The 13,776-nt window shown below is 71.1% G+C and carries 12 protein-coding genes; 10 read left to right on the top strand and 2 right to left on the bottom strand.

Translation table 11 applies throughout. The annotated features are described in order from the left end of the window. Positions 1-119: 119 nt before the first annotated feature. The 9 genes from ACCP09_RS21100 to ACCP09_RS21140 are packed head-to-tail and all read left to right on the top strand — an operon-like array spanning position 120 to position 9,386. Positions 120-959: an SDR family oxidoreductase gene (locus ACCP09_RS21100; RefSeq protein WP_433749284.1), complete on the top strand. Its 840-nt coding sequence runs from the start codon at positions 120-122 to the stop codon at positions 957-959. Then, the gene (locus tag ACCP09_RS21105) at positions 952-1,374 is read left to right on the top strand and encodes an NUDIX domain-containing protein (RefSeq protein ID WP_157360570.1); all 423 of its coding nucleotides are present in this window, start codon (positions 952-954) and stop codon (positions 1,372-1,374) included. Before ACCP09_RS21100 ends, ACCP09_RS21105 begins: the two co-directional genes overlap by 8 nt. A 16-nt stretch (positions 1,375-1,390) precedes the next feature. Further along, positions 1,391-2,224: a mycofactocin-coupled SDR family oxidoreductase gene (locus tag ACCP09_RS21110; RefSeq protein WP_433749288.1), complete on the top strand. Its 834-nt coding sequence runs from the start codon at positions 1,391-1,393 to the stop codon at positions 2,222-2,224. A gap of 11 nt (positions 2,225-2,235) precedes the next feature. Continuing rightward, positions 2,236-4,341, top strand: coding sequence for a hydantoinase/oxoprolinase family protein (locus ACCP09_RS21115; RefSeq protein WP_433749291.1), 2,106 nt, complete (start codon positions 2,236-2,238; stop codon positions 4,339-4,341). Then, positions 4,338-6,062, top strand: a complete 1,725-nt coding sequence (locus ACCP09_RS21120) for a hydantoinase B/oxoprolinase family protein (RefSeq protein WP_433749294.1) — start codon at positions 4,338-4,340, stop codon at positions 6,060-6,062. Before ACCP09_RS21115 ends, ACCP09_RS21120 begins: the two co-directional genes overlap by 4 nt. Next, entirely contained in the window at positions 6,059-6,862 is an 804-nt protein-coding gene (locus tag ACCP09_RS21125) for an SDR family NAD(P)-dependent oxidoreductase (protein WP_433749296.1), read from the top strand. Before ACCP09_RS21120 ends, ACCP09_RS21125 begins: the two co-directional genes overlap by 4 nt. Then, entirely contained in the window at positions 6,859-7,860 is a 1,002-nt protein-coding gene (locus ACCP09_RS21130) for a phosphotriesterase family protein (protein ID WP_433749298.1), read from the top strand. The genes ACCP09_RS21125 and ACCP09_RS21130 overlap by 4 nt, the downstream gene beginning before the upstream one ends. After that, positions 7,853-8,194, top strand: coding sequence for a VOC family protein (locus ACCP09_RS21135; protein ID WP_027930164.1), 342 nt, complete (start codon positions 7,853-7,855; stop codon positions 8,192-8,194). Before ACCP09_RS21130 ends, ACCP09_RS21135 begins: the two co-directional genes overlap by 8 nt. A gap of 10 nt (positions 8,195-8,204) precedes the next feature. Next, positions 8,205-9,386 (top strand): flavin reductase, encoded by a 1,182-nt coding sequence (locus ACCP09_RS21140; RefSeq protein WP_433749301.1) that lies wholly within the window; start codon positions 8,205-8,207, stop codon positions 9,384-9,386. 105 nt (positions 9,387-9,491) lie between these two features. Here the strand turns inward: ACCP09_RS21140 and ACCP09_RS21145 are convergent, their stop codons facing one another. After that, a complete protein-coding gene (locus ACCP09_RS21145; protein WP_433749304.1) occupies positions 9,492-10,289 on the bottom strand; it encodes a sugar phosphate isomerase/epimerase family protein in 798 nt (265 codons plus the stop codon). Between the two features lie 47 nt (positions 10,290-10,336). After that, positions 10,337-11,962, bottom strand: a complete 1,626-nt coding sequence (locus ACCP09_RS21150) for an AMP-binding protein (RefSeq protein WP_433749307.1) — start codon at positions 11,960-11,962, stop codon at positions 10,337-10,339. A gap of 191 nt (positions 11,963-12,153) precedes the next feature. On the opposite strand from ACCP09_RS21150, the gene ACCP09_RS21155 reads away from it, so the two are divergent. Next, entirely contained in the window at positions 12,154-13,746 is a 1,593-nt protein-coding gene (locus ACCP09_RS21155; RefSeq protein ID WP_433749309.1) for an ABC transporter substrate-binding protein, read from the top strand. Positions 13,747-13,776 lie beyond the last annotated feature (30 nt).

A 13,776-nucleotide genomic window follows, 5' to 3' on the forward strand; every position in this document is an offset into this window, starting at 1 on the left:
GTCTGCCGCCGCGGCAGGCGGGCTTTCCCATGTCCGCACCGGATCGGCACTTGACCAAGTGCTTGGTTGGGTTGAGAATGAGTGTGTCCCGTTCCCGCCGTCGCGATGGGAGAGCGCCGATGAAGACGATCCTGGTCACGGGATCTTCCAGCGGTTTCGGGTGCGAGGTGTCGGTCATGCTCGCGAAGCGGGGGTGGCAGGTCTTCGCGTCCATGCGGGACACGGCGAAACAGGACCGTCTGCGCGAGCTGGCCGACCGGGTGGGCGCGCCGCAGTCCGCCCTCGAGGTCGTGCCCCTCGACGTGGCCTCGGAAGCCTCTCGGTCCGAGGCCGCACGGCACCTCCTCGACGCCACCGGTGGACGGCTCACCGCGATCCTGCACAACGCCGGCTACACCACCACCGGCTTTTTCGAGGACCTTCCCGCCGAGGTGTACCGGCACGTGCTCGAGACCAATCTCGTGGGTGTCATGGACCTGACCCAGCGGGTCCTGCCCGCGCTGCGCGCCGACGGATCCGCGCGCATCGGGGTCGTGTCGAGCAACGCGGTCAACGTTCCGCACCCGATGTTCTCGGTCTACGCGGCGACGAAATGGGCGCTGGAAGGCTGGTGTGAGGCGCTCGCGATCGAGGTGCGACCCTTCGGGGTCGACGTGGTGGTGTTCCAGCCCGGCAACCACGACACGGGCTTCGGAGGGGCGACCGTGCCGGTGCTTCCGCCGTCGAGCGCCTACCGCGGGTTCGCCGAGCGCGCGCTACCGAAGCTCACCGGGCTGGGCCGCTACAGCAGGGGGAGCTACAAGGCGTCCCTGCGGATCTGCGATGTCCTGGATGGTCCCCGGCCCCCGTTGCGCACGCGCCTCGGCGCCGATGACGTGGTGGCTTCGTGGCTCGCGAAGTTCACGCCCTACTCGCTGCGCCGCCGCATGGTCGAGCGGTTGACTGGTCTGGGTGGGTAGCGCCGTGATCGGTCCGCGCGGCGACGTGGTCGCGGTGATGCTCACTCACCGCGGCCGGATGTGCCTGCTGCGGCGCAGTATGGCCGTCGCGTCCGACCGCGGGCGCTGGCACTGCGTCACCGGGTTCGTCCCGGCCGGCGCCCCGCCGGTCGCGCAGGCGGTGACCGAGGTGCGGGAGGAGACGGGGCTGGGCCGTGCCGATCTGGAGTCCTTTGTGGCTGGTCCCGTGCTCCGGCTGCCCGACCCGCGTGGCGGGTTCTGGCGGGTGCACTCGTACCGGTGCGAGACCGCGCACCCGCGGGTGACGCTCAACTGGGAGAACGACGACGTGCTGTGGATCGAGCCGCCGCGCTGGGAGTCCTACCCCATCGTGCGCTGGATGCCGGCTGTGGCCCGCGCACTCGGTTGCGGCTGAAGGAAGGAAGGCAGTCATGGGACGTGTGGCAGGAAAGGTCGCACTCGTCACCGGAGCGGCTCGAGGCCAGGGCAGGGCGCACGCCGTCCGGCTGGCGGAGGAGGGCGCCGACATCATCGCCGTCGACATCGCGGGACCGGTGGCGACGGTGCCGTTCCCGGGGGCTACCGAGGCGGACCTGGCCGAGACCCAGGCGCTGGTGGAGAAGCTCGGTCGCCGCATCGTGACGTCGCGAACCGACGTGCGGGACGGGGCCGCGCTGACCCGGGCGGTTGCCGACGGGGTGGCAGAGCTGGGACGGCTGGACGTGGTCGTCGCCAACGCGGGGATCTTCGGCATGCCGGGCAAGCTCTGGGAGATGTCCGACGAGCTGTGGCAGACCACGATCGACGTGAATCTCACCGGCGTGTTCCACACCATCCGGGCCGCGGTTCCCCACCTGCTCGCCACGGGCGAGGGCGGATCCGTGATCATCACCAGCTCCGCCGCCGGGCTCAAGGGGGTGCCCAACTACGGGAACTACGCCGCGTCGAAGCACGGGGTTGTCGGCCTCGCGCGGACGCTGGCGATGGAACTCGCCGAGCACCGCATCCGCGTCAACACGATCCACCCCGGCAACGTCGACACCGACATGATCATCAACGACACCACGTTCCGCGTTTTCCGGCCGGACCTGGAGCATCCGGCCAAGAGCGACGTCGAAGACAGCTTCACCGCCACCAACTTGTTGCCCATCCCGTGGGTGGAGCCCCGCGACATCTCCCACGCCGTCCTGTGGCTGGCGTCGGACGAGGCCAAGTACGTCACCGGGGTCGTCCTGCCGGTCGACGCCGGAATGAACGCGAAGTAGGAGCGACCCGAGTGGACATCTTGGACCAGAGTTACGCGCTCGGCGTGGACGTCGGTGGAACCTTCACCGACGTCGTGCTCGCCGGGCCCGACGGGCAGGCCGCGGTGGCCAAGACCCTGAGCACCCACGACGACCCGGCCCGGGGCATCGTCACCGGCGTCCGGTCGGCCCTGGACGCCGCCGGGGTGCGGCCCGAGCAGGTCGGCCGCGTCGTGCACGCCACGACACTGGCCACCAACGCGATCCTCGAGGGGCAGGGCGTGCGCGTCGCCCATGTCACCACGCTCGGGTTCCGCAGCATGCTGCCGCTGGGCCGCTACGCCCGGGTCGAGGAGGACCGGTTCGACCTGCGCTTCGACCCGCCCGCCTCGCCGGTCCCGGTGGAGGACTGCTTCGAGGTGCCGGAGCGGGTGGGTGCGGATGGCAAGGTGCTCCGTGACCTGGACGAGGGCGCGGTCAGGGCGATCGCGGGCCGGATCACGAGCCGGGGCATCCGCTCCGTCTCTGTGTCGCTGCTGCACTCCTACGCCAATCCGGTCCATGAGCGCCGTGTGGCCGAGATCCTGCGCGAGGAGCTGCCGGCCGGAGCGACGGTCGTGGCCTCGTCGGAGATCTGGCCCGAGATGCGCGAGTACGAGCGCTCGACCACCACGCTGATGTCGGCCTATATCGGCCCGATCATGGTTTCCTACCTGGCCGGCCTGGAGGCGCGGCTGGCCGATCTCGGTGTGCGGTGCCGGGTGCAGGTCATGGAGTCCGGCGGCGGGGTGATGTCGGCGGACCTGGCCGGGCGGCGGGCCGTGGCCACAATCGAGTCCGGCCCGGCCGCGGGAGTCATCGCGGCGCGCTTCACCGGGCTCGCGGCCGGGCACCGTGACGTCATCTCGTTCGACATGGGCGGGACCACGGCGAAAGCGTGCGTGGTCCGCGACGGCGTGCCCGACATCACCCACGAGTTCCACGTCGGCGGGAAGGGCAGTTTCGGCGGCCGCCGCGCCGGCACCGGGGTGCCGATCAAGGTCCCCGCTATCGACCTGGCCGAGGTCGGCGCGGGGGGCGGCAGCATCGCGTGGGTCGACGACGGCGGTGCGCTGCGGGTCGGCCCCCGCTCGGCGGGTTCGTCGCCCGGGCCGGCCTGCTACGCGCTCGGCGGCGCCGAGCCCACGGTGACCGACGCGAACCTGGTGCTGGGTTACCTGGACCCGGCGACGTTCGCCGGCGGGACGATGCGGCTGGACCCGGAACTGGCTGAGAAGGCGGTCGCCGACCGGCTCGCCGGGCCGCTCGGCGTGTCGGTGGCCGAGGCGGCGAACGCCGTCCACGAGATCGCGAACGCCACGATGGGTTCGGCGGTGCACGTCGTGACGGTGCAGCGCGGGGTGGACCCGCGCGGGTTCGCGGTGGTCGCCTCCGGAGGAGCGGGCCCCATGCACGCCGCCCGGGTGGCGGAGCGCTTCGACATCCCGACCGTGATCGTGCCGCCCTCGTGCGGTGTCGGCTCCGCGGTCGGACTGCTGGCCACCGACCTGAGCACCGACGGCGTGGTGACCCGCGTCCTGCCGGAGCCACGCGGCGACTTCGGCGAGCTGGAGCTGATCTTCGGCGATCTGGAACGGAGCGCGGCGGACGACCTCGGGGTGGCGCTCGACGCCGGTGACGTCGAGGTGAGCCGGTCGGTCGACGTCCGGTTCGTCGGCCAGGCGCACGAGATCCGGGTCGACCTGCCGTCCTGGCCGCTCACCGGCGAGACGTTCGGCGAGCTCAGGGAAGTGTTCTTCGACAGCTACCGCCAGGCCTACGGCATCGCCCTTCGGGGCCCCCTCGAGCTGGTGAGCTTCCGGGTGCGGGTGACGAAGAAGGTGCCGAGGGTCCCGCTCGGGCGACGACCCGCCGGGACCGGCGCTCCCGCGAGCACCCGGCCAGTGTGGTTCGCCGAGTACGGCGAGTACCGGGAGACCCCGGTGCTCGACCGCGATGCCGTGGCGCCGGGGACCCGCGTGGACGGCCCGGCGATCATCGGCGACCACGAGTCCACGATCGTCGTCCCGCCGAACTGGTCGGCCCAGGTCGACGAGACGTTCACCGTGGTTCTGACCCGGAAGGAGGCCACCCGATGACCGGAGTGATCGCCGACGACCTCACCGCCGAGGTGCTGCGCAACGCCCTGGTGGTGGCTGCCGAAGAGGCCAGCATCGTGGTGGTGAAGTCGGCCTACTCGACCTTCATCGTGGAGGGCTCGGACGCCTCCGCCGCGATCCTGGACAAGGACGGCAGGCTCATCGCGCACTCGATGGCGACCACGCTGATGAACAGCATGGCCCTGTCGGTGGCGGTGCCCTACCTGCTGGCCGACATCCCGGTCGAGACCATGCGGCCCGGCGACGTGTTCGTCACCAACGACGCCTACAAGGGCGGAATCCACACCAACGACCTGCTGATCTTCCGCCCGGTGTTCGTGGACGGAACCGTGGAGTACTTCACCGCGACGCTGATCCACGTGTCCGACATCGGCGGGGCCTCGGCGGGCGGCATGGCCTCGCTGGCCACGGAGATCTTCCTGGAGGGTCTGCAACTCCCGCCGGTGCGCATCGCCACCGCGGACGGGCTCGAGCAGTCGATCACCGGCATCCTCGCGCTCAACAGCCGGACACCGGAGAAGGTCCTCGGGGATGTGCGTGCCCTGATCGCGGGCGCGACCACGGCCGCCCGCCGCGTGGAAGCCCTCATCGAGGAACACGGTGCCGCCCGGTTCGCCGCCGGTGTCGAGTCCTACCTCTCCTACACGGAGGCGAGGACCCGGGCGGCCATCGCCGAGCTCCCGGACGGCGAGTACCGCTCGTCCTACGTGATCGATGACGACGGCATCCATCCCGGGCAGTCCTACACGGTGCAGGTCGCGGTCACCGCCGAGGGTGACCGCCTGGTGCTCGACTTCGCCGGCACCGACGACCAGGTGGCCGCGGCGGTCAACGCCAGCCTGTCGCAGTCACTGGCAGCGGCGGTGTTCGCCGCACGTTGCTTCCTCGATCCGACGATCCCGATGAACGACGGGTGCCTGCGGGTGCTGGACGTGCGCCTGCCGGAGGGCAGCCTCCTCAACGCCACCTCGCCCTACCCGTGCGGCGGGCGGTTCCTGCCGGCCTACGCGGCCATGGAAGCGGTCTTCCAGGCGATGTCGGACGCGGTGCCCGAGCGGGCCATCGCCGCCTCGGGCATCCTGCAGCCGTTCTCCATCGCCGCCCAGCAGGCGCCCTACTGGGTGCACCTGGCCTACGAGTACGGCGGCGTCGGCGCGCGGCACGGCAAGGACGGCCCCGACGCCACCGGAGTCCACTTCGGACTGGGCCGGAACTCGGTGCCGCAGGTGGAACCGGTCGAAGTGCGGTGCCCGTTCGTGGTGGAGGCGGTGGAATACCTGCCCGACTCCGGCGGCGCCGGGCGGTGGCGCGGCGGTCTGGGCACCCGCACGGTGTTCCGGCTGCTCGCCGACGCCTACGTCACGACCCGCGGGGACCGCCTGCGGACGGGACCGCCGGGACGCGACGGTGGACGCCCCGGGGTGCCGGGCGGGTTCTACCGGCTGACCGCCGACGGGGTGACGGAACGCCTGGAGTCGAAGGTGAACAACGAGCCCTTCCGGGCGGGGGAGGCGTTCGTCGTGGAGACGACCGGGGGCGGCGGCCTGGGTGATCCGCACGACCGGCCCGCCGAGGCGGTCCGCGCGGACGTGCTGGCGGGCAAGGTCTCGCGCGCGGCCGCGGAGTCCGCCTACGGGGTCGTGCTCGGTGACGACCTCGAAATCGACACGGCTGCGACACTGGCGAGGAGGCGCTCGTGAACCAGGTGGCCATCGTGACGGGGGCGGCCCAGGGAATCGGCAAGGAGACCGCACTGCTGCTCGCGGCACGCGGGTACGCGGTGACCGTCAACGACATCAACGGCGACGGCGCCAAGCAGACCGCGGCCGAGATCACCGAGGCCGGGGGACAGGCGCACACCGTGGTGGCCGATGTCGGGGTCGAGGACGAGGTGCGCCGGATGGTCGAGGAGACCGCCGCGACGTTCGGCCGCATCGACGTCCTGGTCAACAACGCCGTCGTCTACGACCACGACATCCACGTCACCGACCTGGACATCGTCAGCACGCCGGAGTGGAACTGGGACCGGACGTTCGCGGTCAACTTCTACGGCGCGGTGTACGGCGCGCGGCACGCGATCCCGGTCATGATCGAGAGCGGGGGCGGGTCGATCGTCAACGTCGGCTCAACCTCGGGTTTCAGCGGCGACACCGTGCACGTCGCCTACGCGGCGTCGATGGCGGCGAAGTATTCGCTGACCCGGTCGATCGCCACCAGTCACGGCAAGCTCGGTATCCGGTGCGCCGCCGTGGCGACCGGTCTCGTGCTCAGTCCCACGGCGCGCAAGAACCTGTCGCGGGACAAGCTCGAGGCCTACGACGCGAACCTGCTCGTCCCCGATTTCGCCGAGCCGCGCGATCTCGCGGAGACGATCGTGTTCCTCGCCTCGCCCGCCGCGAAGTACATCACCGGCCAGACCATCATCGTGGACGGCGGGTTCCAGGCGCACCAGCCGTGGCACGCGCAGAACCACATCGTGCATCCGGAGACCGTGCGATGAGCGCGCCGACGGTGCCGACCGCGAACGGCCCGGTGCCGGTGGACGAGCTCGGCACGACGCTGATGCACGAGCACGTCTTCGTCACCAGCCCCGAGGTGCGCGAGAACTGGCCTGCCCCGGGGTGGGACGAGGACGTGCAGATCGAGGAGGCGGTGAAGCGGCTGGCGGCGGCCAAGGCGGCCGGCGTCGACACGATCGTGGACCTGACCGTGTTCGGCCTCGGGCGGTACGTGCCGCGGGTCGCCGAGGTCGCCCGGCGCAGCGAGGTGAACATCGTCGTGGCGACCGGCGCCTACGTCCTGCACGAGCTGCCGGTGTACTTCCACTTCCGCGGCCCCGGCGCACCGCTCGGCGGTCCGGACCTGTTGTTCGAGTACTTCGTGCGGGACATCACCGAGGGCATCGGGGACACCGGGATCCGGGCGGCGATGCTCAAGTGCGTGACCGATGTGGACGGTCTCACCGTCGACGTGGAACGGACCCTGCGGTCGGTCGCGCGGGCGCACCTGGCCACCGGCGTGCCGATCACCACGCACACCCACGCCGGCACCCGGCGCGGGCTGGACCAGCAGCGGGTGTTCGCCGAGGAGGGGGTCGACCTGTCGCGCGTGGTCATCGGCCACTGCGGCGACACCGACGACTTCGACTACCTCGAACAGCTGGTCGCGGCGGGGTCCTACCTCGGCATGGACCGCTTCGGGCTGGAGACCGTCCCGTTCGACAAGCGGGTCGAGATCGTCGTGGAGATGTGCCGGCGCGGGCACGCGAACCGGATGGTGCTCTCGCACGACACGTCGTGCTGGTCGGACATGTCCGATCCGGAGCAGCGCCGCAGGCAGCACCCGAACTGGCACTGGCTGCACATCAGCCAGGACGTGGTGCCCGCGCTGCTGGCGCGCGGGGTGACCCGGGAGCAGGTGGACCAGATGCTCGTCGTCAACCCGCGCGAGATCTTCGCGCACGGCGGCGGCTACCAGAAAGGCACAGCAGATGACTGAGATCGGCAACGTCCTGTACCCGGTGACCGATGTGGCCAAGGCAGTCGCGTTCTACCGCGACGCGCTGGGGCTGCCGCTGAAGTTCGCCGACGGCGACCGGTATGCCGCGCTCGACGGCGGCCGCGCGACGCTGGCGCTGGCCGGCCCGGAGGAGGACGTGACGCAGGGGCGGCCCGCGGCGTCCTACAAAGTGACCGACGTTCCCGCCGCGGTGCGCGCCCTGTCGGAGGCCGGCGCCACGGTGGTGCGTGAACCGGCGGAGGGGCCGCACGAGATCCGTGCCGTGCTCACCGATCCGTGGGGCAACCCGTTCGTCGTGTACGGCCCGAAATGAGGTGGGTGTGATGGCGGAGTCGTTCGATCCCCGGCATTTCCGGCGTGTGCTGGGCAACTTCCCGACCGGGGTCGTGGCTGTGACGGCCATCGACCCGCAGGGTGAGCCGGCGGGCATGGCGGTGGGGTCGTTCACGTCGGTGTCGCTCGACCCGCCGCTGGTGGCGTTCCTGCCCGACAAGTCGTCCACGAGCTTTCCCCGGATCCGGGAGGCGGGACGGTTCTGCGTCAACGTGCTCACCCACGAGCAGGAAACCGTGTGCCGGACCTTCGCCACCCGCGGCGCGGACAAGTTCGCGGCCCTGAGCTGGCAGCCCGCGCCCAGTGGGTCCCCCGTCCTGAACGGTGCGCTGGCCTGGATCGACTGCGACCTGGAGTCGGTGATCGAGGCGGGGGACCACTACATCGTGCTCGGCCGGGTGCGTGCCCTGGAGGCGCCGGGTACGGACCTGCCGCTGGTGTTCTTCCAGGGCGGGTACGGCAGGTTCCACTCGGCCTCACTGGCCGCGCCGATCGAACCGGGGCTGGCCAATCAGTTGCGGGTGGTCGATCTCGCCCGCCCGGGCATGGAACGGATCGCCGACCGCTTCGGCGTCGAGTGCAATGCGGCGACGGTCGCGGGCGAGGAGATCGTGCTGCTGGCCGGCGCGGGAATCCGCCCGCACGGGACGCACCCGCCGACGCGGGTGGGGCAGCGCATCCCGCTGGTCCCGCCGCTCGGCGCGATTTACCTCGCGTGGGAACCGGAGGAGAAGGTCACGGCGCGGCTCGCGACCGTGTCCCCGGAGCAGCGTGCCGAGTTCGCCACGGCACTCGAGCGGGTGCGCCGTCGTCGCTGGTCGGTCGGTCTCGGGAGCGACCTGCACTCGCGGGTGGAGGCGGAGCTCGCGCGCACCTACGGCGCGGGCATGACCGCCGAGGCTGAACGCCGGGAGCAGGTGCGGAACCTGATCAGCGCGCTGGGTGGCTTGTACGAGCCGGCGGAGCTGGCGCCCGGACAGGCGTACGACGTGCGGAACGTGCAGGTCCCCGTGTTCGACGAGACCGGCGCGGTCGCGATCAGCCTGAGCGTGTACGGCCTCCCCGAGACCAGCACGGTCGAGGAGGTGCACCGCTACCGCGACGCGCTCGCGGAGGTGGCTGACGAGGTGATGGACCGCATCGGCGCGAAGACTCCGGTGGCCGCCGGGTGACGACCATGCCGGCGGGATCGCCTGACGGGGGCGATCCCGCCAGCGCCCGGCGGCCACCGGACCCCTTGCCGGCCGCACTGAGCCGTGAGCGGCCGGCTCGCCCGGTCAGGGCGATGCATCGAGCAGCGCCCGGCAGGCCGCAGCCGCCTGCCGGGCCGCTTCGGCGGCCCCCAACGACCACAGGCCGGTCGAGACGACCTCGGGCCCGACCGGACCGGAAAACCCGCGTTCTCGCAGAGCTTTGAGAACGCCTCGCAGATCGAGCGCGCCCGCGCCCGGCAACAACCGGCGCTGCGAGGCTTCCGCCCACAGGTCGGGCTCCGGCGCGGCCGGGGCGTCGGACAGTTGGACCACGAGGTGTTCGAGGGGAAGGTCATCCAGCAACGGCAGGCTGGAGCCGCCACGGAAGAAGTGCCAGGTGTCCAGGACGAGCCCGCTGTTCGCGCGACCTGCTGCCCGTATGATCGACAACGCCGACTCGTAGTCGGGAATTCCGCTGTAGGGCATCGGCTCGAGGCGCACCACGAGGCCGTGTTCGGCCGCCTGGTCGCAGAGCGCTGCGAACGCCACACCGCCCCGGTCCACCGGTACGCGCCGGCCGTATGGCTCCACGGCCGACACTCCCGTGCACCCGGAGGACGCCGCGATCTGCAGAACCCGGCTCACGTCGAGCCCGTTCATGGCGGTCATGAAGGCCTGCCGGACGGAATCGCCGCACGCCCCGGGAAGCGGCTCCCAGTCCGGCAGCCACGAGACCAGGGGATCGAGCGCGATCAGCTCGATTCCCAGGGACTCGGCGAGCGTCCGCAAGCGGCGCGGGTTCTTGGCAATTTCGGTGGGAAGCGCGGAGGTGCTGTCGTAGCCGCACGCGGCCGCCAGGCGCAGTCGTTCACCGATGGGCACAGCCGTACCGACTGTGCCCATCCAGAGAGTCGATGCCGTTCGCAACCTCACGTTGCCGGTGTCAGGTTCGCCCTCGCCGCCTCGCGCAGCTTCGCCTTGTCGATCTTGCCGTTCGGCGTCGTCGGGAGTTGCGGGACGAACACCACCCGCCGGGGGACCTTGTAGTTCGACATCGTGTTCCTGGCCCAGGTGATGACGGCTTCCTCGTCGGGATCCGCGCCCGGCGCCGGCACCGCGTAGGCCCAGGCCACCTCGCCCTGCGTCGCGTCGTCGACCGCGACCACGGCGACCTGGTCGAGGGCGTCATTGTGCAGCAGGAGGTTCTCGATCTCCGCCGGGTAGGCGTTGAACCCGTTGCAGATGAACATCTCCTTCTTCCGGTCCACGATGGACAGGTTCCCTGCCTCGTCGAGCACCCCGATGTCGCCCGTCCGCAGCCAGCCGTCGTCGTTGATCGCGGCCGCGGTCAGATCCGGCGCGTTCCAGTAGCCGTGCATGACCCCGTAGCCACGGACAAGGATCTCGCCGCGTTCCCCGGCGGGCAGGGGCTGCTCGTCGTCGCCGGCGATGCGTACTTCGACGCCGGGCATGGGGCGCCCGGCGGTGGCTGCGATCGTCTCCGGTGGGTCCTCCGCCCGGGTCATCGTCACGCACGAACCTTCGATCAGGCCGTAGGCGTTGACGACCTGTTCGAAACCCATGGTCGTCTGCATCGCGCGCACCAGCTCGGTCGGGACGGTGGCCGCGCCGACGACCGCCACCCGCAACGACGACAGGTCGCGCCGCGGGAGGTCGGGGCGGCCCAGCATGCGGGCGAACAAGCTCGGCGGTCCGGCCAGGACGCTCAGCCGGTTGTCCTCGATGAGGTCGAAGGCGGCGTCGGGGTTGAAGACCGGGACCGGCACCATCGTGGCGCCGCGCTGGACGCAGACCAGCAGCCCGGCGTTGATGCCGAACCCGTGGGCGAACGGGCTCACGATCGGGTACCGGTCGCCTGCCCCGAGCCGGATCACCTCGGCCCAGTCCCAGTAGGCGCGCATGATCTGGCTGCCGTCGAGAACCACGCCCTTGGGTGCGCCGGTAGTCCCGGAGGTGCACAGGATCTCGAACGGATCGCCCGGTTCCACCGCCAGCGCGCGATCCTCGGCGTGGGCGCTGGTGATGGCCTCGCCCGCGGCGAGGAACTCGGGCCAGGGCAGCAGCCCCGGCCCGGTGCGCGGGGTGCCCAGCACGACGACGTGGCGCAACTCCGGCAGGTCCGCGAAGGGCAGTTCGCCTCGCGCCGGACCGGCGACCTCGGCCAGCATGTCCACCGAGGACCGGCCGAGGAACCCCTCGGTCGTGACCAGCACCGAGCACCCGGTCCGGCGCAGCAGCTCGGCGGTCTCGATGCCCTTGCCGCGGGTGGACAGCGGCACGATGATCGCCCCGGCGTCCCAGATCCCGAACGCGGTGACGACCCACTCCCAGGTGTTGGGCGCCCACACCGCCACCCGGTCACCGGGGCCGACGCCGAGTGCGATCAGTGACCTGGCCACCCGCGCGGCGAATGCGCGAAGATCCCGTTGAGTGAGCCGGACGTCGCCGTCGAGGCAGACCACGGTGTCCGGACGTTCCTCGGCGGTCGCCCGCAGCATCCGCGGCACGGTTCCCCAGCTGGGTATCGGTTTCAAGCGGCCCTCCTCGTCGAGAAACCAAGCGCTCGCTTGGTTAGCGTAGGCGGCGGATGGCCCGGCGGCAAGGTCAAGCTTGGGTCGCGACTGTTGACGCGCGGCCCTCCATCGCGGATTCTTCCTACTCAACCAAGCGCATGCTTGCTCAACTCCGCGCCGCCGGGCTCGGCGGCTGACAGGAAGAGGCAGCCATGAGAGGCAAACGCAGCGTCGCGGCACTCTCGGGGGCAGTACTGGTCACACTCGCCACCGCGTGTGGGAGCGGCCAGGACGGCGGCTCGGCCGCGGCAGACGGCACGTGCACGCCGGACCGGGCCGGCGGGACCGTCACGATGGGCACCTACTCCGAACCACGCGGGCTCGACCCGGTGGGACAGCCGGGCAACGCCGTGACCGGCGGCACGGAAATCACCGCGTTGTTCGACACCCTGATCGACTGGAACGCGACCAAGCAGGCCTACGAACCGCGGGTGGCGCAGTCACTCGAACCGGACGCCGGATTCGTCCACTGGACCCTGACGCTGCGCCCGGGCGTCAAGTTCGGCAACGGGGATCCCCTGACCGCGGACGACGTCAAGGCCAGCATCGCGCGCCACCAGGCGCCGGACAACGCCCAGGCCTCGCGGGGCGAGGTCGCGGTCGTCTCCGCGGTCGACGTCGTCGACCCGCACACGGTCAGGTTCACGCTCAACGCGCCGTACCCCGATTTCCCGCACGTGCTCGCGACCGACGTCGGCATGATCACCAACCCGCGCGTGGTGCAGCAGCGCGGTGCGGACGGATTCGCGAAGAACCCCGCCGGGGGTGGCGTCGGGCCGTACGAGGTGGAGCGCTACGCGCCTGGTGAGGAGATCGTGCTCAAGGCCAAACCGGACTACTGGGGTGGCCCGGTGTGCGTCCAGACGCTGCGCTTCGTGCGTGTCGCCGGCGCGGAGGCGACCTACCAGGCGTTGGCCAACGGCGAGCTCGACGTGGCCTTCCTCCGGGAGCCGCAGGTGATCGCCGAGGCCCGGCAGGCCGGGTACCACGACCTGTCCACGCTGATCAACTACGGCGAGGGCGTGATCATGAACAGCGCGGCGGGCAAGGCGACCGCGAACCTGACCGTGCGGCGGGCGGTGGTGGCTGCCGTCGACCCGCAGGGCGTCAACCAGCGCGTCTTCAACGGCACCGCACCGGCCACTTCGGCGCTGGTCCACCCGGATACACCCGGTCTCTACGGCGGGGAGCAGGGTCCGGCCCACGACCCGGCGCTCGCCCGGCAGCTGGTCGCGCAGGGCCGGGCCGCCGGGTGGGACGGCACGATCGGCCTGGTCGCCGACAACACGCCCACACGCGTGAACGAGGCCATCGCGGTCAAGGCTCAACTGGAATCGGTCGGCTTCACCGTTCGCATGGACACCTCCCAGCCGCTGCAGGACGTCATCAAGCGGGTGACCGTCGATCGGGACTACGAGCTCGCGCTGTGGGGGCCGCAGTTCTTCGCGGAAGGGACCTGGGCGTCGATCAACCGCCAGCTCAACAGCGCGTCGCCCGCGAACTACTACAGCTACCGCAATCCGGACATCGACCACGAGCTGGGCGAGTTGCGGGCCGCGGCGTCGACGGACGAGAAAAAGGCCGTCCTGGGCCGGATGCAGCTGGCGTTCAACGCAGACCCCTTCGCGGCCAACCTGGCGGCGGTCGAGGAGTCCGTCGTCCACCGTGACCGCGTCGGCGGTCTGCAGCTGAGCCGGGGCAGCATCGTCCGGTTCGACAAGGCCTTCGTCAGCGACGGGTCCTGAGGGCCGGCGATGATCGGTGGAGTTGCGAGG

This window comes from Amycolatopsis sp. 3B14 (genome assembly GCF_050958625.1).
In the GTDB taxonomy this organism is placed as follows: domain Bacteria; phylum Actinomycetota; class Actinomycetes; order Mycobacteriales; family Pseudonocardiaceae; genus Amycolatopsis_E; species Amycolatopsis_E thermoflava.